Source organism: Paucidesulfovibrio longus DSM 6739, from assembly GCF_000420485.1.
In the GTDB taxonomy this organism is placed as follows: domain Bacteria; phylum Desulfobacterota; class Desulfovibrionia; order Desulfovibrionales; family Desulfovibrionaceae; genus Paucidesulfovibrio; species Paucidesulfovibrio longus.
In genome coordinates this window covers 481,664-503,363 of record NZ_ATVA01000011.1, presented here as the reverse complement: position 1 = coordinate 503,363, position 21,700 = coordinate 481,664, and the positions used below count along the sequence as shown (strand labels likewise).

At 64.5% G+C, this 21,700-nt stretch carries 18 protein-coding genes; 7 read left to right on the top strand and 11 right to left on the bottom strand.

Annotated elements, in window-relative coordinates; genetic code table 11:
* Positions 1–2: 2 nt before the first annotated feature.
* Complete coding sequence (locus tag G452_RS0104115; RefSeq protein ID WP_022660992.1) at positions 3–338, bottom strand: MTH1187 family thiamine-binding protein; 336 nt, start codon at positions 336–338, stop codon at positions 3–5.
* 19 nt (positions 339–357) lie between these two features.
* Positions 358–1,617, bottom strand: coding sequence for an EAL and HDOD domain-containing protein (locus G452_RS17945; RefSeq protein ID WP_022660991.1), 1,260 nt, complete (start codon positions 1,615–1,617; stop codon positions 358–360).
* Between the two features lie 173 nt (positions 1,618–1,790).
* On the opposite strand from G452_RS17945, the gene G452_RS0104105 reads away from it, so the two are divergent.
* The gene (locus G452_RS0104105; protein ID WP_022660990.1) at positions 1,791–2,432 is read left to right on the top strand and encodes a peroxiredoxin; all 642 of its coding nucleotides are present in this window, start codon (positions 1,791–1,793) and stop codon (positions 2,430–2,432) included.
* A 149-nt stretch (positions 2,433–2,581) separates the two neighbouring features.
* Here the strand turns inward: G452_RS0104105 and G452_RS17940 are convergent, their stop codons facing one another.
* Positions 2,582–3,166 (bottom strand): hypothetical protein, encoded by a 585-nt coding sequence (locus tag G452_RS17940; RefSeq protein WP_022660989.1) that lies wholly within the window; start codon positions 3,164–3,166, stop codon positions 2,582–2,584.
* Positions 3,167–3,346: 180 nt separating this feature from the next.
* Here G452_RS17940 and G452_RS0104095 point away from each other — a divergent pair, with 180 nt between their 5' ends.
* The 3 genes from G452_RS0104095 (at position 3,347) to G452_RS0104085 (ending at position 6,253) form a co-directional block, all read left to right on the top strand.
* A complete protein-coding gene (locus tag G452_RS0104095) occupies positions 3,347–5,065 on the top strand; it encodes an aldehyde ferredoxin oxidoreductase family protein (protein ID WP_022660988.1) in 1,719 nt (572 codons plus the stop codon).
* Positions 5,066–5,198: 133 nt separating this feature from the next.
* Complete coding sequence (locus tag G452_RS0104090) at positions 5,199–5,426, top strand: MoaD/ThiS family protein (RefSeq protein WP_022660987.1); 228 nt, start codon at positions 5,199–5,201, stop codon at positions 5,424–5,426.
* Entirely contained in the window at positions 5,426–6,253 is an 828-nt protein-coding gene (locus G452_RS0104085; protein ID WP_022660986.1) for a HesA/MoeB/ThiF family protein, read from the top strand. Before G452_RS0104090 ends, G452_RS0104085 begins: the two co-directional genes overlap by 1 nt.
* Positions 6,254–6,277: 24 nt before the next feature.
* Here G452_RS0104085 and G452_RS0104080 read toward each other — a convergent pair whose 3' ends face one another.
* From G452_RS0104080 to moaC, 4 genes are all read right to left on the bottom strand, one after another.
* Positions 6,278–7,306: an ABC transporter ATP-binding protein gene (locus tag G452_RS0104080; RefSeq protein WP_022660985.1), complete on the bottom strand. Its 1,029-nt coding sequence runs from the start codon at positions 7,304–7,306 to the stop codon at positions 6,278–6,280.
* The gene (locus G452_RS0104075; protein ID WP_022660984.1) at positions 7,293–8,138 is read right to left on the bottom strand and encodes an ABC transporter permease; all 846 of its coding nucleotides are present in this window, start codon (positions 8,136–8,138) and stop codon (positions 7,293–7,295) included. The genes G452_RS0104080 and G452_RS0104075 overlap by 14 nt, the downstream gene beginning before the upstream one ends.
* Before the next feature lie 7 nt (positions 8,139–8,145).
* Positions 8,146–9,120 carry a tungstate ABC transporter substrate-binding protein WtpA gene (wtpA, locus tag G452_RS0104070; RefSeq protein ID WP_027188998.1) on the bottom strand — a complete coding sequence of 325 codons (975 nt, stop codon included), beginning with the start codon at positions 9,118–9,120 and terminating at the stop codon, positions 8,146–8,148.
* A gap of 98 nt (positions 9,121–9,218) precedes the next feature.
* Positions 9,219–9,731, bottom strand: a complete 513-nt coding sequence (gene moaC / locus G452_RS0104065) for a cyclic pyranopterin monophosphate synthase MoaC (RefSeq protein ID WP_022660982.1) — start codon at positions 9,729–9,731, stop codon at positions 9,219–9,221.
* Positions 9,732–9,851: 120 nt separating this feature from the next.
* On the opposite strand from moaC, the gene G452_RS0104060 reads away from it, so the two are divergent.
* From G452_RS0104060 to G452_RS21350, 3 genes are read left to right on the top strand one after another with little or no spacing between them, the layout of a single operon-like run.
* Positions 9,852–11,081 carry a molybdopterin molybdotransferase MoeA gene (locus tag G452_RS0104060; RefSeq protein ID WP_022660981.1) on the top strand — a complete coding sequence of 410 codons (1,230 nt, stop codon included), beginning with the start codon at positions 9,852–9,854 and terminating at the stop codon, positions 11,079–11,081.
* Positions 11,082–11,107: 26 nt separating this feature from the next.
* On the top strand, positions 11,108–13,057 hold the full coding sequence (locus G452_RS0104055; RefSeq protein ID WP_022660980.1) for a molybdopterin biosynthesis protein: 1,950 nt from the start codon (positions 11,108–11,110) through the stop codon (positions 13,055–13,057).
* A 1-nt stretch (position 13,058) separates the two neighbouring features.
* Positions 13,059–14,243, top strand: a complete 1,185-nt coding sequence (locus G452_RS21350; protein WP_022660979.1) for a hypothetical protein — start codon at positions 13,059–13,061, stop codon at positions 14,241–14,243.
* Here G452_RS21350 and G452_RS0104045 read toward each other — a convergent pair.
* From G452_RS0104045 to G452_RS20395, 4 genes are read right to left on the bottom strand one after another with little or no spacing between them, the layout of a single operon-like run.
* Positions 14,234–15,412 (bottom strand): HD domain-containing phosphohydrolase, encoded by a 1,179-nt coding sequence (locus G452_RS0104045; RefSeq protein ID WP_022660978.1) that lies wholly within the window; start codon positions 15,410–15,412, stop codon positions 14,234–14,236. The two genes, G452_RS21350 and G452_RS0104045, sit on opposite strands and share 10 nt — an antisense overlap.
* A complete protein-coding gene (locus G452_RS0104040; RefSeq protein ID WP_051141974.1) occupies positions 15,387–16,607 on the bottom strand; it encodes a response regulator in 1,221 nt (406 codons plus the stop codon). Before G452_RS0104040 ends, G452_RS0104045 begins: the two co-directional genes overlap by 26 nt.
* Before the next feature lie 2 nt (positions 16,608–16,609).
* On the bottom strand, positions 16,610–19,696 hold the full coding sequence (locus G452_RS20400) for a PAS domain S-box protein (RefSeq protein ID WP_022660976.1): 3,087 nt from the start codon (positions 19,694–19,696) through the stop codon (positions 16,610–16,612).
* Complete coding sequence (locus G452_RS20395; RefSeq protein ID WP_155887519.1) at positions 19,689–21,581, bottom strand: cache domain-containing protein; 1,893 nt, start codon at positions 21,579–21,581, stop codon at positions 19,689–19,691. Before G452_RS20395 ends, G452_RS20400 begins: the two co-directional genes overlap by 8 nt.
* Between the last annotated feature and the right edge of the window lie 119 nt (positions 21,582–21,700).

Here is a 21,700-nt window from a genome sequence, read left to right as displayed (position 1 = left end):
GTTCAATCCTTGCTTGTAGTATTATCGCGCCCGGCGTCGGCGCTTTCCAAAAACCGCTCCACGGAACGGACCTTGCCCTGCATTCGCCCCCCGGCCCCGGCCCGGTAATCCAGGCTCACGGTCAGGTAGACCCGGTCGCAGTCCCGGCGAAGCTCCTCGAAGCAGTCGCGGACAACGGCCATGACCTCGTCGTACTCCCCTTCGATGCAGGTGCCCATGGGGCCGAGCTGATGCGGAAGTCCGCAGGCGCGGATGACGCGAAGCACCCGCCCCACATGCGCGGAAAGCTCCACTCCCTTGTCCAGGGGAAAGATGGCGAGATTGGCGATGACGCTCATACGGAGCGGCTCCTTGCTGCTAATGGTGACGAAGGGCCCAGATCTTCTCGCTGGCCCAGGAGGACGACGCGAGATGGCAACGGGCCGCCTGGCTGCCGCTCAGTCCCCAACCGGCCACGGAGGCGGATGCGGAACGCCAGTCCCCGCGTTCCAGGGCCTCGATCATGCCCAGCCAATGCTTTGCGGGGCAATCCAATCCCTTCAGCGCCTGGGTCAGCTCGTCCTCCAGCACGAGATCGCCCAAGACCTCCTGCATGGGCAGGCCGAGCATGGCGTCCACGCGGGAGAGCAGGCCGAGCAGGAAGAGTCCGCCCGGAGTCAGCGGGGGGGCCGGCGCGGCCTCGGCAAGGCACTCCAGGAAGCGTGCCCGTTGCAGGCTGATGTAGGTCAGTTCCTCGCCCTTGAAGCTGTCGTCCATGTCCGAGATGACCACGATCATGGCCCAGCGGCGCAAAGGCTGGACTCCCAACAGCGTCACGGCGTGCTGAATGGAGGTGATCTGGGACCGGAAGCCGAACGCCGCCGAGTTGATGAACTTGAGCAGCCGCAGCGTCAGCCCCGGATCCGAAGCAATCACGTCCGGAATCTCCTGCGGCCTGGCGTTGGGGTCGCCGAGCACCTTGAGCAGCCGCACCTTGGCCAGCATGCCGGAAGAGAGCCTTCGGCCCGGCAGCATCTCCGGCCTGCTGAAAAAAAACCCCTGGAAATAATCATACCCCAGCGACATCAACTGCTCGAACTCGCTCCAGGCCTCGACCTTCTCGGCCACCACCTTGGAGCCGAAGTCCTTGAGCCTGTCGAGCACCTGTCCCCACATCTCCCTGTCGAGCTGGCGCACATCCACCTTGACGATGTCCGCGATGCCGAGAAAGGCGTCCCTTTCGGGATTGCCCGCGTAATCGTCCAGGGCCAGCGTGTAGCCGAGCTTGCGCAGACGCTTGCAGGCTTCCAGAACGTCCTCGTCGGGCCGGACGTGTTCCAGAATCTCGACGACGCAGCGCTTGGGCGGCAAGGTCAGAGCGGTATCGTTGAGAAGCATGTTCCTCGTGAAATTAATGAAAAACCGCTTGTCGTCCGGCAGATTGGCAGAGGCAAGCACCATGCCGTCCACCAAGACCTTGGATGAGGCCACGTCCTCGTCGGGAAAGGACGCCCTGCCCGCTGTCCCGCTGTTTCGGAAAAGCAGCTCGTAGCCGACGATACTGCGCTTGCGCGAGAATATCGGCTGCCTGGCCACGAAGATGTCTTCATAACCGGTCGCGATCTTTGCCTTCTTCAACGCCCCCCCTTCATCTGTGCGGCAGTGTGCGAGAAAGTATTACCCGAACGCAACACAATGACAACCCAGGCGGGAGTCGTATTTCTCGATACCCCCCTTGACAGGCTTCCACGCTAATAGTAATCACTCTCATCATGAACGTCATCCTCAATATCTATAACCAAGGAGAAATCATGGAAACTTCGCTGCCGCTGCTTGGACAGCCCATGCCGGAACTCAAGGTCACCACCACGCATGGAGAAATGAACCTGCCCGGCGACATGAAAGGCAAATGGTTCGTTCTCTTCAGCCACCCGGCGGACTTCACCCCTGTCTGCACCACGGAATTCGTGGCCTTCCAGAAACGATTCGACGAGTTCGAAAAACTCGGCGCCAAGCTCATCGGCCTGTCCATCGACCAGGTCTTTTCGCACATCAAATGGATTGAATGGATCGAGGAAAAGCTGGGCGTGGAGATCAAATTCCCGGTCATCGCGGACGACCGCGGCGAAGTCGCCCAGAAGCTGGGCATGATCCATCCCGGCAAGGGCAGCAACACGGTCCGCGCCGTGTTCATCGTCGATCCCCAGGGCCTTCTGCGGCTGATGCTCTACTATCCCCAGGAAGTCGGACGCAACATGGATGAAATCCTGCGCGCGCTCAAGGCGCTCCAGACCTCGGACAACAACGGGGTCGCCATTCCCGCGGGCTGGCCCAACAACGAACTCATCGGCGGCAAGGTCATCATTCCGCCCGCCAAGGACACCACGGCAGCCAAAACGCGCCTCAGCGAACACGAAGGCTACGATTGGTGGTTCTGCTACCGGGACCTCTAGAACACGCGCCAATTCAACCAACCAAAAGGGAGGGGCGACCCTCCCTTTTCCATTTCCAGCACGCGGGCCGGACAAAGACGCGCCTCGGTCCGCCCGGCAGTCCATCCGCCCCGGCAGTCCATCCGCAGCCCAGTGAAAAACGCGGCGCCTCAGGAGACGGCCACGCGCAGCTCCGTCTCGTCCTGCGGCTTCAACCCGCAGAGCGCGTCGAGTCCCACCGGCTTTCCCTCCAGGGTCACGGCAAGGGGCTTGTGGCCCTCGGCCATGGCACGGCCCGCCAGTGCGCCCAGTTCCGCGCCGGTTAGCAGGATTCCGCGCGAAAGCAGCAGCGGCCCCGCCTCCTGCCCCACGGTATTGAAGAGCTTCAGCACCACCACGCCCTGCCCGCGGACCGCTTCGCCGCTATGGAAGGTGATGTCCCGCCGAAAACCGGCCACCGGGCTGTTTCGTCCCATGCAGATGCCCACGAGGCCGGGCAGGGCACCCGCCAGGGCAACCTCGTCCCCGTCCGCGACCACGGCGGCATCAAGATCGTCCACGGGGCAGCCGTTGATGAACACGGTGCGAACTCTTTTTTCGACGTAATCCGGCTTCATTCCGAACTGGCGCAAAAGAATGTCCGACAGTTTTTCCCCTGTCCGGCAACGCACCCGCGCGCCTTTCCGGAAAGGAGAGAGCCAATGGATGATGTCCTCCGGCTGCACCGACACGTTCACATTTATCGCATAGTGCATATTACGCACCTCCAATTCTGCTCCACCATGAACATATTATCCAACAACGTCAATATCATGCCTACTCATGCATAATATAAAATTATTGACATATCGATGCGAAGAAGGTGTCATTCTGAAAGGTATGCAGATTCGAATCCGCAGCATTTCGCGGATACAATACAAAACAGGAGATGTACCATGAAAATCCTGCGCATCAACACCCGCACCAAGCAGTACGCCTTTGAAGAACCCGGAAAGTACGCCGGACTCGGCGGCCGCGCGCTGACTTCCCGACTGGTCAAGGGAGAAGTTCCGGCCAAATGCGACGCGCTTTCCGCAGAGAACAAGCTCGTTGCCGCCGCAGGCGTGCTCACCGGCACCGCCGCCGCCAACTCCGGCCGCGTTTCCGTGGGCGCGAAGTCCCCGCTGACCGGAACCATCAAGGAATCCAACTCCGGCGGCTCCTTCGCCCAGAAGCTGGCCAAGCTCGGCATCATCGGCCTGGTTCTCGAAGAGCAGAGCGATTCCTGGATCAACATCCACATCACCAAGGACGGCGTGCAGATCGAGGATGCCGGAAGCATGGTCGGCCTGGGCACCTACGCGGCCATGGACGAAGTCCGCGCCCGCTACGGCGAGAAAGCCTGCGGCATGCTCATCGGCCCCGCCGGGGAGAAGCTGCGCCGCGCCGCCTCCATCCAGTTCTCCGACCCCGAGGGCCGTCCGGCCCGCGCCGCCGGCCGCGGCGGTCTGGGCGCGGTCATGGGCTCCAAGAAGGTCAAGGCCATCGTCCTCGACGACAAGGGCTGCGGCATGGTCAAGTCCGCCGATCCCGAAAAGTTCAAGGCTGCCAACAAGCGCTGGATCGAGATCCTCAAGGGCCACCCCGTGACCTCCGAGGGCCTGCCCGCGTTCGGCACGGCCATTCTCGTGAACATCATCAACGAAGCGGGCGCGCTGCCCACCAAGAACTTCAGCGGAGGCCGCTTCGAATTCGCCGCGGACATCTCCGGCGAAGCCATTGCCGAGACCATCAAGAAGCGCGGCGGCAAGACCAAGCACGGCTGCCACCCCGGCTGCGTGATCCAGTGTTCCCAGGAATACGTGGACGCCGCGGGCAAATACCTGACCTCCGGCTTCGAGTATGAAACCGTCTGGGGCTTCGGCGCGAACACGCTCATCAAGGACATCGACATCATCGCCACCCTGGACCGCACCTGCGACGACATGGGCCTGGACACCATCGACATGGGCGGCGCCCTGGGCGTGGCCATGGACGGCGGAGCCATCGCCTGGGGCGACGGCCCGGCCTGCGTCGAGATGCTGCGCAAGGCCGCCACGGACGACGAGATCGCCGCGACCATCGCGGACGGCACCGCCGCCATCGGCAAAAAGCTCGGCGTGAAGCACATCCCCGTGGTCAAGGGCCAGTCCCTGCCCGCCTACGACCCGCGCGCTGTCAAGGGCGTGGGCGTGACCTACGCCACGACGCCCATGGGCGCGGACCACACCGCCGGGTACGCCGTTTGCCAGAACATCCTCAAGGTCGGCGGCGACGTGAACCCCCTGGACAAGATGGGCCAGATCGAGATCTCCAAGAACCTCCAGGTGGCCACCGCCGCCCTGGACGCCGCTGGTCTCTGCATCTTCGTGGCCTTCGCCGTGCTCGATTCCCCGGACGGCGTGTCCACCATCGCGGACATGGTTTCCGCCCACATCGGCCAGCCCTTCACCGTGGACGACGTGGTCAAGCTCGGCGTGAGCGTCCTTGAAGACGAGATCGACTTCAACAATGCCGCCGGATTCACCAAGGAAGACGACCAGCTGCCCGCCTTCTTCTCCGAGGAGCCCCTGGAGCCGCACGGCACCCTCTGGGACTTCACCGTGGAGGAACTCCAGGCCGCCAAGGTCAAGTAAGCGTCTGGGACATCGACGATTCGCAAAGGCCCGGCTTCACGCCGGGCCTTTTTTGCAGCTCCGGCGACCCGCGCCCGGTCTTTCGGCCCTGGGCGCATTGACCCGGACCGCCAATCTTGGATAGGCTGGAAGCATGAACATCGAACTGAAGTGTTTCGCCACCCTCGGCGTCTATCTTCCGGAGAACGCGGACGCCTTTCCCATGCCCGACGGCTCCACCGTGGCCGACGTGATGGCCGCGCTGAACATGCCCGCCGAAGAGGTCCGGATCATCTTCGTCAACGGGGTCAAGCGCGAGCCGGACAGCGTCCTGAAAAACGGCGACCGGGTCGGGCTGTTCCCGGCGGTGGGCGGCGGCTGATGCTCTCGCGGCGCATCGCGGACCTCGCTCAGGATGCCGCCTCCCCGTCCGGAGGGCGCCTGCGCCTGCTGCGCTTCGCGGACGCGCAGCGCCTGGCCCGCGCGCAGGGCGTGGACCTGCTCGAAGTGGAACAGACAGCCCTTGAGGCGGGAATCGTCCCGGAGCATTATTCGCGCGGCATGGACGCAATCACGGCTGCGGAGCAGCTCGCGCTGCTGCGATCGGACGCGGCGCTTGTCGGGCTGGGCGGCCTGGGCGGCCATGTGCTGGAATCCCTGGCCCGCGCCGGGGTGGGGCGAATCCGCGCGGCGGACGGCGACGTGTTCGAGCCGTCCAACCTCAACCGCCAGCTTCTGGCCACCACGGCCACCGTGGGACGCGGCAAGGCCGACGCCGCCCGCGAACGCTGCAAGCTCGTCAATCCCGCCGTGCGCTTCGCCACCACTTCGGACTTCCTCGACGGCTTCGGCATGAGCGAGATGGTCCGAGGCGCGGACCTCGCCCTGGACGCGCTGGGCGACCTGCACTCCCGGCGCAGCCTGGCCCGGGCCTGCCGCGACGAGGGAGTGCCGCTGGTGGCGGGAGCCCTGGCGGGCTGGAGCGGCTACGTCGCCCTGGTGCGGCCCGGCGGCGCGCATCCCGTGGAGTTCATGGGCGGCGACGATTCCGCTGAAAAGAAACTCGGCTGCCCGGCCCCCACCGTGGCGCTGATCGCCTCGCTCATGGCGGCCGAAGCCGTGAACCTGCTCCTGAACCGCCCCACTCTGGACGGCCGGATGATCGTGGTGGACCTGAAGGCCATGAGTTTCGAGACGGTGACCCTGTAGCCCGGCGCCAGCCGGCGGGAAGCGCTAGAAGACGTGCAGCGCGGCTTCGGGCAGCGCAAGCCAGGCTCTCGAACCGGGGCGGAATTCCAATTCCAGGCAGCGCCGCCTGGTCACGCAGCAGGACAATTCCAAATCTCCGGCGCGCACCTCCAGGGAAACCTGAAATCCTTCGGGCACGAGCGAAGAGATCGTCACGGGAAAGCAGTTCGCATAGCGCCCGGCCAGCTCTTCGCCGCCGAGAACCGCGTCCTCCGGGCGAAACGCCACTCGGCTGGAACCCGGCTCCGCCTCGGCGGGCAAATCCAGCTTCAGCCTCCCCACACAGGCGCGCCGCCCTTCCATGCGGGCCGCCAGCACGTTGCGCATGCCCACGAACTCGGCCACGCCCGCATCCGCAGGGCGGTGGAAGATGTCCTGCACCGCGCCCTGCTGCACGACGCGCCCGCCGCGAATCACGGCGGCCCGGTCGGCGAGGAAGAGCGCCTCGTCGAAATCGTGCGTGACCATCATGAAGGTGATGCCGGTTTCCCGGTGCAGATCCTTGAGCATCCGCTTGACTCCGTGCCGCGAATTGGGATCCAGGGCCGAAAGCGGCTCGTCCAGCAAGAGCACGCGCGGCTCCACGGCCAGAGCCCGCGCAAGGGCCACGCGCTGGCGCTCTCCTCCGGATAGGCCGTGCAGGCTGCGCGGCAGCAGGTGCGCTATGCCGAGCAGCTCGGCCAGCTCCCCTACCCGTTCTGGCCTTGCGCCGCGATGATGGCGCAGACCGAAGGCGATGTTCCGGCGCACGCTCAGATGCGGAAAGAGGGCATTGTCCTGGTAGACCATGCCGAGCCCCCGGCGCTCCGGCGGCAGCCGGGTGATGTCCCGGCCGTCGAGCCGGACGCGGCCCCGGCGCACGGGCAGCAGCCCGGCCACGGTTTCCAGCAGCACGGACTTGCCCGCGCCCGTAGGCCCGAGCAGGGCGAAAAACTCCCGCTCCGCAACGCTCAGGCTCACGCCGCGCAGCGCGAATCCGGGCAGTTCCACGTCGAGGTTTTCAAGTACGATCAAGGGCTCCCTCCTCACCCCGGGAAACCAGCCGCAGCAGGAGAAACAACGCCAGGGAGACGCAGATCAGCCAGACCGCCACGGGCTGGGAATACTTCAGCCCGTAGGCCGTGAAGCGCTCGTAGATCATCACGGGGGCGACCATGGGATGGTAGGCCACGATGATCACCGCGCCGAATTCGCTGATGGCGCGGGCCATGCACATGATCACGCCCGTGACGATGCTGCGCCAGGCCAGGGGAAGCGTCACCCGCAGGAAGGCCAGACCGCTCGAGCAGCCCAGGGTGCGCGCCGCCTTTTCCAGCCGAACGGGCACGGCCTGGAAGCCTGCCTTGGCCGCGTTCACGTAGAACGGCAGCCCCACGAAGACCAGGACCACGACGATGCCCGTGACCGTGCCCATGATCCGAATGCCCAGTTCCTGCATGGTCCGTCCGAGCCAGTGGTTGCGCCCGGTCAGGCCCAGGATGGCGATGCCCACCACGGGATGGGGAATCATGATCGGCAGGTCGATGAGGCTTTCGACGATCTTCCTGCCGGGAAACTCCCGCCGCGCCAGGAGGTAGGCAAGCGGGGTTCCGAAAATCAGGGAGATCAGCGCGGCGATGCCCGCAGCGGCCAGACTCAGGCCGACGGCGTTGCGCACGTCCGCGTCGGAAGCGGCCTGGACCATGCTCTCCAGCGTCGGGGCGAAGAGCATCTGCCCCAGCGGAAGAAGGATGTAGGCCATGATCATGGCCCCGGCAGCCACGCTGAGCCAGAAGAAGGGATCGACGCCGCGCCGGGCGGATGCGGAACGGGACGGCCCGAAGACCGCCCCGGTTGCCTTGCTCATGCGCGGGCTACTCGCCAGCTTCCACCAGCGGGAGAAGCTCCGCCGGCACCTTTTCCAGCATGGCCTTGTCCGGCACGCGCGCGGGCACGAAAGGCGGCTGGCCCATGTCGTTGAGAATCTTGAGGCCCTGTTCCGGGTCGAGCAGGAACCGCAGGAAGGCCACGGCGGCCTCGCGGTTGGGCGCGTCGCGCAGCAGGGTGACGCCGTAGGTCACGGACTGGCCCTTCTTGGTGATCATGCTGCCCGGCTCCTTCCCTGAAACCTCCACTGCGGCCTGGGCGTAGAAATCGTCATAGCGGTAGTCGCCCAGGTTGATGTGCGGGTCCAGGGTCAGATACTTGAGCCCGTGCTGCACGGCCACGGAAAGGTATTCCCAGGCGTAGTCCATGTTCCCGGTCTTGAGCATGGAGACCAGCTCCACGGACTTCGGCCGGACCCATTCCGGCTTGCGCGCGGCGATGAGCTTGTCGAACAGGCCGGGCTGCTTGTAGAATTTCTCGGCGAGCTGGAGGACCATGACGCTGCGGTAGCCGCAGGGGTCCAGATTCGGGTCGGAATGGCCCCAGACGACTCCGTCGCGTTGCAGGATCTCATACCAGTTGTCCGCGTTGATCTCCCCGGCGAAACGGCTCTGGTCGGTATAGCAGAGCACGAGCTGGTTGGTGGCGAAGCGGATGTTGATGTCCGCGAAGTCGGGCACGAGATTGTTGTCGATGACCTTGTAGTCGGCGGAGGCCATGATGTCCGCGGGCTTGCCCACCTCCGAGATCATCCGGGCCATCTTGGTGCTGCCCCCGGCCTCGCGTTTGATGTCCACGCCGGGGTGCAGCGCCTCGAAGCGCTTCTCCATCTCGGCCAGAGGCACCGTCAGCGAGCCTGCATGAAAGATGACGACGTCGCCCTTCAGCTCGGCGAGGGCCTGCGGCGGGGCCGCGAGGCAGCAGATCAACACCATCAGGCAAACGGAAAGTCCATTACGCATGGCAACTCCTTTGGCTATGCTCCTATAAGCATAATCAATGCGCCAGACGATGCCTTCCTGTCAACCCTCCGGGATTATTCCGATCTTTCGAGTGGGGTTTAGCCTTTCAACTCCGGAGCCTCGTAGAGGCCGCTCTTGCCGCCGCTCTTGCGCAGCAAACGGCAGTCCGCGATGACGATATTCTTCTGCACGGCCTTGCACATGTCGTAAATGGTCAGCGCCGCGACCTGGGCCGCCATGAGCGCCTCCATTTCCAGTCCGGTGCGCCCCGAAGTGTGGGCCTCGGCGAAGATGACCACGCGGCAGCCCTCCTGGTCGATCTCAAAGCTCACATCCACGTAGCTGAGCATCAGCGGATGGCAGAGCGGGATCAGCTCATGCGTGCGCTTGGCTGCGAGGATTCCCGCCACCTTGGCCACGGCGAGCACGTCGCCCTTGGGCAGGGCCTGCCGCACGAGCAGGTCCATGGTCGCCGGCGCCAGAAGCACCTCGGTCCGGGCCAGGGCCCGGCGGTCCGTCTCGTCCTTGCCGCTCACGTCCACCATCCGCAAATTGCCGCTCTCGTCCACGTGGCTGAGCTGTTCCCCGGCCGCGCCTTTCTTCTCGCTCATGTGTCAACTCCTGCAGAAATGATAAATCCTTTCAATCAAAGACGAGTTCATTTATACGGCAAGTGCGGGGCTGCGCAAGCCCCGCGAATTCACCCCGAAACGGGGATTCAGGGAGTATCCATGTTTTTCGACGTCGTATCCCGTGCGGAATTCCTCCGTCTCTGCGCCACGTTCCCCGCCCTGCCCCAGGAAACAGCGCCCCTGGAAAGCGCCACGGGCCGGGTGCTCGCCGAGGACGTCCGCTCCGGGGAGTATCTGCCCCTGACCGCCCGCTCCTGCATGGACGGATACGCGGTGCGGTCCAGGGACGTGTTCGGCTCCGGCGAGTCCAATCCTTCCTATCTGGAACTCCAGGCGGAAATAGAAATCGACGTTTTTCCGCAGTTCCGGCTCGAAGCGGGCCACTGCGCGCGCATCCCCACGGGCGGCTGCCTCCCGGAGGGAGCGGACGCCGTGATCATGATCGAGCATACCCACGACATGGGCGGAACCATTGAAATCCGCAAAAGCGCGGCCCCCGGCGACAACGTCATGCGCAAGGGCGAGGACGCGGAGCCGGGCAAGACGGTCTTCCCGGCCGGAACCCGCTTGCGGGTCCAGGATGCGGGTCTGCTCGCGGCCCTGGGCTTCGACTCGGTCCAGGTGCGCAGGCGTCCCCGCCTGGCCGTGCTCTCCACGGGCAACGAAATCGTGGACGTGGACGCCGTGCCCCGGCCGGGGCAGGTCCGCGACGTGAATTCCTTCACCGTGCGCGCCCTGGCCCGCGCCGCAGGAAGCGAAGCAAGCTTCCTGGGCATCGTCCCGGACAACGCCCAGGCGCTGCGCGAGGCTCTGGAGCGGGCGCTGGCAGAGTACGACGCCGTGTTTCTTTCCGGCGGCAGCTCCATCGGCACCCGCGACCTGACCGTGGACGCGCTGGAGGCCCTTCCGGAAACGAGCGTGCTGGCCCACGGAGTAGCCATGAGCCCCGGCAAGCCGACCATCCTGGCCCGCCAGGGATCGCGGCCCGTGCTCGGCCTGCCCGGGCAGACCGCCTCGGCCCACGTGGTCATGCTCGTGCTCGGGCTGCCTCTTCTGCGCGGCCTGGAAGGGGACGCCGCCGCCTTTGACGAAGCCTCCCGGCCCCGGCTGCGGGCGGAGCTGGCCCGCAACATAGCCTCCCGCCAGGGGCGGGAGGATTTCATCCGCGTCCGCCTGGAACCCCGCCCCGGAGCCACGCCCCTGGCCCACCCCGTGCCCGGACGCTCAGGATTGATGCGCACCCTGATCCAGAGCCACGGACTGGCGGCCGTCCCCGCGACCAGCGAGGGCCTTTACGCCGGGGAGGACATCGACGTCCTGCCGTACTGACCAACAGCGCAACCAACGAGAACGCCATGAAGCAACGCAACGTCTACCTCGACCTGATTTCTCCCGCTGAAGCCGTGGAACGCGCCCGCTCCGTGCTGGACCGACGCGAACTGATCGGCATCGAGACCATCCCCACGCAGGACGCCGCCGGGCGTACCCTGGCCGGTCCCGTCCACTCCCGCTGCTCCTCGCCGACCTTCCACTCGGCCGCCATGGACGGCGTTGCCGTGCGCGCCTCGGACACCTTTTCCGCCCGCGAGGACGCTCCCCTGGAGCTGCGTCTCGGCGAGGGCTACCTGCCGCTGAACACCGGCAATCCCATGCCCGAAGGCCGCGACGCCGTAATCATGATCGAAAACGTGGTCCAGGTGGACTCCTCCACCATCCGCATCGAGGCTCCGGCCTTCCCCTGGAGCAACGTGCGGCGCATCGGCGAGGACATCGTGGCCACGGAACTGCTCTTGCCCCAGGGACGCACTCTCACCCCCTACGACCTCGGCGCGCTGCTTTCCGCAGGCATCTGGGAAGTGGAGGTCTTCGAGCGGGTGCGGCTCGCATTTCTGCCCACCGGCGACGAAGTGCTCGATTTCCTGGATCGGCCCGATCCCAAGCCGGGACAAGTCATCGAAAGCAACTCCCAGGTGTTCGCGGCTCTGGCCCGCTCCTGGGGGGCCGCGCCCCGCAGGGCCGCGCCCGTGCCCGACAACGAGGAGGCCCTGACCAAGGCCGTGCGGGACGCCCTGCGTTCCGACGCGCATATCGTGGTCGTGGGCGCGGGTTCCTCCGCCGGCAGCAAGGACTTCACCAAGACGATCTTCGACAAGCTCGGAACCCTGCTCTGCCATGGCATCAACGTCATGCCCGGCAAGCCGACCCTGCTGGCCGAAGCGCAAGGCAAGCTGCTGGTGGGCGCGCCGGGCTATCCCGTCAGCGCCGTGGTCTGCTTCGAGGACGTGCTCGCCCCCATCGTGGCCTGGCTTGGAAGACGCGCTCTCCCCGAGCGCCGCAGGCTGCCCGTGAAGCTCATCCGGCGCACGCCTTCCCGGCTGGGCCAGGAGGAAGTCGTCCGCCTCGCCGTGGGACTCGTGAACGACCGCTACCTCGCCGCCCCCCTGGCGCGCGGAGCGGGCATGATCACCACGCTGACCAAGGCGCAGGCCGTGACGCGCATCGCGCCGAGCAGGGACGGAGTGGAGGCCGGGGAGAGCGTCATGGCAGAGCTGCTGGTTTCGGAAAATGAGCTCTCCCGGGTGCTCGTCCATGTGGGCAGCCACGACAACACCCTGGACCTGCTCGCCAACGAGCTCATGGGGCTTCCGGTTCCGCTGCACCTGACCTCAAGCCACGTGGGCAGCATGGGCGGGCTTACGGCCCTCAAGAACCGCACCGCGCTTTTCGCGGGGGTGCATCTCTTCGATCCGGAAAGCGACGATTTCAACTTCCCCTTCCTGAAGCGCTATCTGCCCGACGTGCGGGTCAAGGTAGTGAACTTCGCCATCCGTCATCAGGGCCTGATCGTGGCCAGGGGCAATCCCAAGGGCATCCGGGGCGTGAGCGACCTCGCCAGGAGCGACGTGCGCTTTCTCAACCGCCAGCGCGGCGCGGGAACCCGCATCCTTCTGGACCATCATCTCCGCCAGGCCGGAATCTCCACGGACGATGTCCTGGGATACGACCGCGAGGAGTTCACGCACATGGCCGTGGCCGTCAACGTGCTCACCGGGGCCGCGGACTGCGGCCTGGGCATTCACGCGGCGGCCAAGGCGCTGGATCTGGACTTCGTGCCCCTGGCCCGCGAACGCTACGACCTCATCTTCCCCGTGGAGAACGAGTCCGACCCCAGGTTGCAGGCCATGCTCAGGCTGATTGAAACCACTGCCTTCCAGAACAAGATCAAGGCGCAGGGAGGATACGAGACGGACCTGACGGGCCAGGAAATGCAGCCGGGAATGGGTCTCGGCGCGAGGCGCGACTGACATGGCCGGGAACGCGCTTCCCCCGTGGCTCCAGGGGCTGGTGGAAATTTTTCGCCGCGCGGCCTGCCTGGGCCTGTTGCTGCTGGGAGCCTGGCTTTTCCTGACGCCGGCCGAGCGGCTGTTGCGCGTCAGCCTGCCGGACCTGCGCGCGAAGTACGAACGCGACGCCGCCCTGCACGGCGAGGACGCTCCCGGTTTCGGAGACTGGCTGGAACACGCCCTGCAGGGGCGCACCCTGGCCGTGTCCGGGCCTGAGTGGGCCGTGATGGCCTCCGCGCTCCAGTCTCCGGGCGAGACGCCGACCGGCGCGGGCAACCTCCCGGAGAGCCTCGCGGGGAATCAGGGGGATGGCGGAAAAGACTTCTGGTTCGCGGAAGACTCCCCCCTGGCGCGTTCCCTGGACCTGCCGAAGAACGAATTCCGATATCTGCTTCCCAAGGACGCGCCCCAGGCCCGTCCTCTGGGAGCCGCCTTCGTGGAAGCGCGCCACGCCCAGGCCGCGCCGGAGCGGCTCCGCCACCCCGGCAGGGCCGCGGCTCCCTGGCTCCTGCTCGCGGCGCTGGCGGCCTACGCGCTGCCGCCCAGGCCGTCCCGACATTCCGGCGCGGCACGCTACGGCATCGCTAGCGCCGTGATTGTGCCCGACCTGCTGGGCATCTCCCTGACGCTTTTCTTCTTTTCCCTGCCGCTGCTGATCGTCGGTTCGACCACGTCCCCTTCCGAGCTGCTGTCCTTGGACAACGGCTGGGCCGTGCTCACGTTGAGCTTCTGGAGCCTTGCGCTGCTGACCGCCGCGCTGCCCGCCACGGCGGCGCGCTACGCTTGCTTCCAGGCCTATGCGCTGAAGGAAGGGCTGATCCTGCGGACGCTCTGGCGGAAACGCCGGATCGGATTCGAGGAAATCGAGGAAACCCGGGCCTATGACGGCGCGGAACGAGCCCGGCTGCTCGCGCGGCTGCTGCTGATTTTCGGCGGCGGCATGCCCCAGACCATGGGCATGGCCCTGCTGATTTCCCGCAACGTGGAATGGGGGCTGGAGCTGCGACTGGTCGGAGCTGAACGGCTGCGCCTGATGTTCAACAGCCTCAAAAACGCAGGCATGTTGCTCGCGGCCCTTTCCGAAGCGGGCGTCGCGGTGCCGGACCAGCTGAAACGAGCCTGCGCCGGGGGAAACGATCAGTCCTGACGGATGTCCGACTCGTCCCGCTTGCTTTCGTTCACGGGGATGAGCACGTTGATCGGTTCGACCACGCCCAGACGCTTGTGCACGGTGCGCAGCTTCTGGATGAGCACGGAATTCAGCTCCCGCCCCTTGCGCAAGAGGTGCAGGCCGGTCTTGGTCATCACCGCCTGATCCACGAGCATTCCATGGCGCAGCTCCTTGACCTTCAGCGCCGCTGATTCGAAGTGCGCCTCCTTGCCCAGGCAGCCTTCCAGGTAATAGAGCATCACGGGATCGTAGCGCTCGATGTGCTCTTCCAAGTGATGGAAGGCCTTGGCGAAACTGTTTTCCCGGCTGAAGGCCAGATCGAAATCGATGGCGACCTTGAGGATGCGCGCTCCCTGAGGGATGTCGTCCCCGCTGATGCCGTCCGGCGGAATGCCGCTGCCGTCGTAGTTCTTTTCCTGGTAGGCGACCATTTCCGCAACGTCCTCCAGACGGGGAATGCGCGCCAGGAGGTTGCGCCCGATGAGGGGGTGCATGTCGTAAAGCTGCTTTTCCTCGGAATTCAGATGGATCCCTTTGGCGATCTTCTGCAGGGTCTGCTCCGGCAGGACAACGCAGCCTATCTGCGACAGCATGGCCGCCATCTCGTACTTCCAGATCTCCCCGATTCCCGCCTGCTGCGCGATGGCCTTGGCGAACCTGTCGATGCGGTTGGCCCGTCCAAAGGCTTCGGGATTCACCAGGGACAAGGTTTCCGTCAGCACGGACACGCACCCCTTGAGCGTCTTTTCCAGCAATTCGCGCTCCGCCGTCACCAGCGCGAACTGCCGCAGGCAGTCGTCGAGCACGGCGGCCAGGGTCTCGTCCTCGCAGGGCTTGGTCAAAAAACGGAACACGTGCCCGCGGTTCACGGCTTCCACAGCGGAGTTGAGGTCCGCGTATCCCGTCAAGACGACACGAATGGTGTCCGGACTGAGAGCACGGATTTCCTCAAGAAGGCTTATGCCGTCCTTGCCGGGCATTTTCAAATCCGAGACGACCACAGCGAATGGACCGTCTTCCTGAATTCGCTTCAGGGCCTCTTCCGGCCCGAGAGCCGTTTCCAGATCATAACGGCTGGTCAGAGAACGGCGAACGGCTTTGAGAAGCAGCTCGTCGTCGTCAACGAACAAGATCGTTTTCTGCATCGGCGCCTTCCAGTATGTTGTGACAAGCCTCGACCCAACCGGGAAGCTTTTCCACCAGCCCCGTGCGGAGCGAATAGGTCAGGTCCAGGGGATGCTCCGCATACCCCTTGTTGAATACTACCAATAAATGATCTATATAATTAGCAAAATGAGTCGTCGTCACCATCAGCGCCGGCTCCGAGATCATGCTTGAAGGGGCATGGTGCGAAGCCACGGCCTTGACCAATTGTTCCGGGAACCCCCAAAGCCCCAAAAGGTAGGCTCCCAACTCCGCATGATCCGTGTTCAGCACTTCCAGTTCCGCCTCGCGGATCGGTATGTTTTCCTGGTTGGTCAGCAGCAGTATCTCCCGGTACTCTCCGGGAAGCCGGTCCGCCAGGACCAGCTTGCCCAGGTCATGCAGAAGACCGCAGAGAAAAGCCTCCTCCACGTCCTGACGCCGGCAGCCCTGCAATCCGCAGAGCACACGCCCGAAACCGGCCACGCGCATGCTGTGCTCCCAGAGGTTCTTCAGCGAGAAGTTCAACCCGTCACGCTCCTTGAAGATGCTGAACATCGCCTCGGTGATGATCAAGCCCTTGAGCACGTCGAGGCCGAGCATGGCCGCCGCCTGTTCCGGAGTGGAGACCCTGTTCGGCAGCCCGAAGAAGGAAGAGTTTACCGTCTTGAGGATTCCGGCGCTCAGCCCCACGTCCCTGGAAAGAATTCGTCCGACCCTTGCGAGGGAGGCGTCCCTGCTTTCAAGCTCGCCCACCAGCTGGTGGTACACTGCGGGAAGCACGGGCAGGGCGTCGATGCGGGTGATCACCTTGCGAAGGCGTTCGTTGATGAAGATTTTGCGCAGGGCGTGCACGCGCTCCAGCGTGGAAACGAGCGTATCCAGGTCGCACGGCTTGCTCAGGAACTGATGCGCGGGCTTGACCGTATGCAGCACGGCCTGCTGATCGGAATGGCCGGAAAGCACGATGCGCACGGCTCCCGGCGCGACGGTCTGCGCCTTGGTGAGCAGCTGGGCTCCATCCATGCCGGGCATGCGCATGTCGGCCACGAGCACGTCCACGGGCTTGCTTTTCAGATGCTCCAGCCCCTCGGCGCCGCCCAGCGCATAGGAAATGTCCCAGTCCACATGTCCATGAAGCATTCTGCGGATGCCGCGCAGGATCATCTCCTCGTCGTCCACGAACAATACGCGCATGGTCATCGCCTTGCCTCCCCATTCAGGCCTTCCAGTGGAAAACGGATCAAAAACGTGGTCCCTTTGCCCACTTCGGAGCGCAGCTCGATCTCTCCGTGATGCCGCTCCACGATGGCGTGGGTGATGGCCAAACCCTGTCCCGTGCCCTTGCCCACCTCCTTCGTGGTGAAAAAGGGATCGAAGATCTTGTCGCGGTTCTCTTCGGGAATGCCGCCCCCGGTGTCGCTGACGGCGATCTCCACATATGCCCCGACCCGCGAGGTCTTGATCCGGATTTCCCCCTTGTCCCCGCTGACGCCCATTTTCTCGGCAACGGCGTGGGCCGCGTTGACGAGAACGTTGAGCACCACCTGGTTGAAGTCGCCGGGCACGCAGAGCACGCTGGGCAAGGTTTCGTCCAGGTCGAAGATCACCTCGGCATGGTATTTCCACTCGTTGCGGGCGATGGTCACGGTATTGCGGATCGCCTCGTTGACGTCCACCGGGGTCTGCTCCTCGGATCCGGGATGCGAAAACTTGCGCATGGCCTGGACGATGGAGCCCACCCGCGACACTCCTTCCTGGGCGTCCCTGACCGCACCTGGAATCTCTTCCAGGTCGCCGAGCGAAAGAGGGCTCAGTTCGCAGCCTGCCTGTTCGAAATCTTCGCGGATCCGCGCGAATGCCTCCCCCAGAAAGGAAAGGTTGCTGCTGACGTACTGGATGGGCGTATTGATCTCGTGCGCGATGCCCGCTGCGAGCTGTCCCACGGATTCCAGTTTCTGCGCGAGGTTGAGCTGCCGCTCCAGGTTCTTGCGCTCCGACAGGTCGAAAAGAATCAGGAGCATGCGCGGCTTGCCGCGTATGGTCGAAGCCAGAACGCTCAGGGCCACGGGGAGCACGCTGCCCCCGGAACGCAGCAGGCGGTATTCCTTGTCGCTTTGCGGCTCCATGATCCTCGAAGGAGGAACCGGTTTGCCGAGCACCGTCTGCCAGGCGAGAACCTCGCTGGACTTTCCGCGATAGTCGGCGCGGTCTCCCCCCAGCAGTTCCAAAGCCCGCTCGTTGACGTCCTCGATGATCTTCCTGTCCGGATCCACCACCAGGATGCCCGCGCGGATTCCCGTCAGCGCCTGCCGCAGGGTGGCCTCGTTGTCGCGCGATTCGCGTTCCGCCCGTTTGCGTTCGGTGATGTCCGTGACGCTGCCGACGATGCCCGCGGGGTTTCCCTTGGAATCCTTGTAGGTGGCCTTGTGGAAAATCACGTCGCGGATCTCGCCGTCCTTGCGCCGGGCGTGGCTCTCGTAGATCTGGACCCCTCCCCGGCGGGCGAGCTGGATGTCCTTGTCGTGATAGACGTGGGCCAGCTTTTCCGTTGAGATTTCCGCTGCGGTCTTGCCGATCAGGAAAGGCCGCATGATCCCGAAATATTGCTCGAAAGCCCGATTACAGCCCTGGTAGACCCCTTCGATGTTCTTGTAGAATATCGGGGTGGGCACGGCGTCCATGAGGGTCTGGATGAACTGGAGCCGATCCTGGAGCACGCCCTCGGCCATCTTGCGCTTGGTGATGTCTTCCATGAAGGCGACGAAGTGCGCGGGGCTGCCATCAGCGTCGGTCAGGGGGGAAAGGTGGACCATGACCCAGCAGTAGCCCCCGTTCTTGCGTTCGATGCTCATTTCCCCGCGCCAGGGCCGACCGTGCCGCAAAGATTTCCACAGCTTGTCGAGAAGCTCGTTATTCTGCTGCGCGCCCTTGAGAATATCCGGCGTCGCGCCCAGAACGTCATTCGGCAAGAGGCCTGTCAGCGCTTCGAAGGTGCTGTTCACATATTCGATGCGCCCCTCCCTGTCCGTCACGAACACGGCGATGGGACTTTGCTGAAGGGCCTGGGACAGTTTGGCGACCTCTTCCTCGATGCGCTTGAACCCGCTGATGTCCAGCAGGGTGAAGAGGTAGCAGGCCTCGTCGAAATGGGACACGCGCACTGCGGACATCAGGCAGGGAAGCCCTTCCTCGCCGCGCTTGAGGCGAATCTCGTGAGCCCGGAGAGAGCCCTGGCTTTCGAGCAGCTGCAACATCCGGGCGCGGTCCTGGGGGTTCTCGTAAAAATCCGGTGCGTAATGCCCGACCATGTCGTCCCTGGACACCCTGATCAAGTTCGCGGCCATGACGTTGGCATAGCGGATGATGCCGTCGCCGATCCGGGTGATGACCACGGGAACAGGCATGGCGTCCAACATCCCGATCCGTTCCCGCCGCCCCTGTTCAAAGGCCAGCCGGGCGCGGCGTTCCGTGGTCACCTCGTCGAGCAGGATCGTCGACCCCGAAAAAACCCCGCTCATGTCGATCGCGTGGGAGAGGGACAAGTCGAAATAGCGTTGTTCCCCACCGATCGTCAGCGGCTGCTCGAAGCGCCGAATCGCTTCCCCGGTCCGGCGTTGCTCTTCCAGGGCCTTGCCCAGCCAGGGCATCACTTTCAGAAGGTCCACGCTTTCAAGATCGTCATGTTCCACCAGCCGTCCGAGGAGCCGAGAAAACGCCGGATTCGAGTATTGCAGGCCCCGCGTCTCGCTGTAGATGGCCATGGGCTGGGAAAAGCTCTCCACGAGCGTCATGTACATGTTCTTGCTGTTGGTCAGTCGGCGGTTGGCCTCCTGCAATTCGCGGTATCTCTCCTCCTGGCCGAGTTCGACCCAGGAGGAGCAAACAGCTATTTCCAACCTGTCGAAAAACAGGGACAGCGCATCCGTCCAGTCGCTGCGCGAGGGGAATTTTTCCCGCAATTCATCCAGGTACGCATTGCGGTAGTATTTGAACAAGCCCTGAAACATGGACAGACTGACGCCGCGCGCCCTGTGCAGACGCGCCTCTTCCACGCCGAAAGCCGCCACAGGGTCTTCCCTGTATTGCGCATCGGCGGAAAGCACCGAGAGCCCTCCCCGGTCCAGCGCTTTTTCAAGCGCCCCGGTCAGCCCGCGCACGGACAGCCGCCAGTCCTCCTTCCTGCTCGAAGTGTATTTCGTGTATCCGTGTCGTTCGGCAAACGCCAGAATCCTGCCCATCAGGGCTTCTTCCGCGGCGCGCAGCAGCACGACAAGCTCATGCATCGACCTCATCCTCCCCTGTCCGGCCTTCCCGCTCCGCTGCGTCCGGCTCGATCCCGGCCGTCCCGTCCAGATCGTCTTCGCCTTCCGTTCGCGGCAGGGTGAACCGGATCACGGTGCCGCAGTTCTCGCCATCGGATTCGGCCCAGACCCGGCCCCCGTGCTGCTCCACGATGCGCCGCACCAGGGTCAGCCCGACCCCGGTGCCCCTCCCATTCGGAGTAAGCTGCTCGAACAGGCCGAAAACCTTGTCCAGGTATGCCGGGCGGATGCCCACGCCATTGTCGCGCACGAAGATTTCATAGCCTTCGGCGTCGTCCAGCGCGCCCACTTCCACAACGAGCGGCACATCGGGCCGCGCGAAAAGCGTGCAGTTTTCCAGAAGATTGTGCAGCACCTCGCGGAGTCGATCCCGGTCGCCGCTCACCACGGGCAACGGCGAAACGCTCCGCACCTCCCCGTCGCGGGCCTTGAGGGCGGAGTCGAGATCCACGACGACCTCCCGGAGCAATTCTCCGAGATCCACCTGCTCGTGGAATCCGTCCAGCGCGCCCAGCCGGAACAGGGTGGTCAGGTCGCGCAACAGCCCGCCGATGCGATCTCCGGCAAGGTCAATGCGCCGCAGGGCCAGTTCCGCACGCTCGATGTCGTTTCTGGAAAGAGCCTCCTGCAAGACGCCGATGAAGCCCTTGATGGTCACCAGCGGATTGCGCAAATCATGGGAGACGACGTAGGCGACGCGTTCCAGCTCCACATTGCGCGCTTCCAGCTCGGCCATGGAGCGCTCGCGCTCCCTCCGCGCCTGCACCTGCTCGGTGACGTCGTGCCCCTCGGCGATGAGCCCGAACAGCCTCCCTTCGCTGTCCATGGCGGGTTTGACGGAAAAATGCATGTCGAGCATGCCCCCCTTGCCGTCGGGGTGGCTGGTCTGCCAGCAGACGCCGCGCCCCCCGGCGGCCTCGCGCACCGCGTCGCGCAACAGTTTCCTGGCTTCGGGGGAATGCGCCCACCAGGGCGTCTTCCAGAAGTCGCGCCCCTTCACGTCGCGCTCGCGCAGGCCGTACGGCTCCAGCGCGGTGGCGTTGACCTCGAGCACCCGGCCTTCAATGTCCAACAGCACCATGAACTGGAAGCTTTGGTCGAATACGGCGCGCATCTTGTCGCGGCTGCGGCGCAAGCGGATGTCGGCCTGCCTGCCCTGAAGGATGGAAACCATCGCCAGCAGGGACGCCAGGAGAAAGACCACGAACCCGGCCCGGACCAGCTTCTCCGCCTGGGACGCGGCCTCGGCCTCGACATCGTCGATGTAGACCCCGGTGCCCACGATCCAGCCCCAGGGCTCGAAACGCTTCACGAAGGAGAGCTTGGGAACGACCCGATCCGGGTCGTCCTTCCACTGCCAGTAATATTGCACGAAGCCTTCGCCGGTCCTGCGGGAGGCTTCCACGAAGGCGACAAAGAGGCGGGTGCCGGCGCAGTCGGCATAATAGGTCAGGTCGGTGCCGTCGAGATCCGGGCGGTAGGGGTGCATGATCATGCGGGGGTGCAGGTCGTTGATCCAGAAATAGTCCTTGTTTTCCGGCCCGAAGCGCATTCGGGAAACGACCGCCGCCGCTCGTTTGCGGGCTTCGTCGCCCGTCAGCTCGCCGGAAATCTCCATGTCGTGATGGGCTTCGAGCACTCCCCAGGCGTTTTGCGTCAGCTCGCGGATCGTTTCCCGTTTCTGCTGCATAAGGGATTCGCGGACAGCGGGCAGGTAATAGAAAAACGCCGCCGCCAGGAACAGGCAGACCGTGCCGATGACCGGAACCGCCACCCGGACCCAGACCAACCTGAACGTATTCCCGCTGTTGCGACGATAGCCCACAGGAACCTCGCTGTTGAACAAGCCTGAATGCCTACCTTATGCATTAGCACAGAGCGAATTCCATAGCCAGTGCGGCAACGTGCCCGCGTCAAGATTCCTGCCGCAATGCCTTGACATCGGTGTGCCGTTCGCCAATTTTA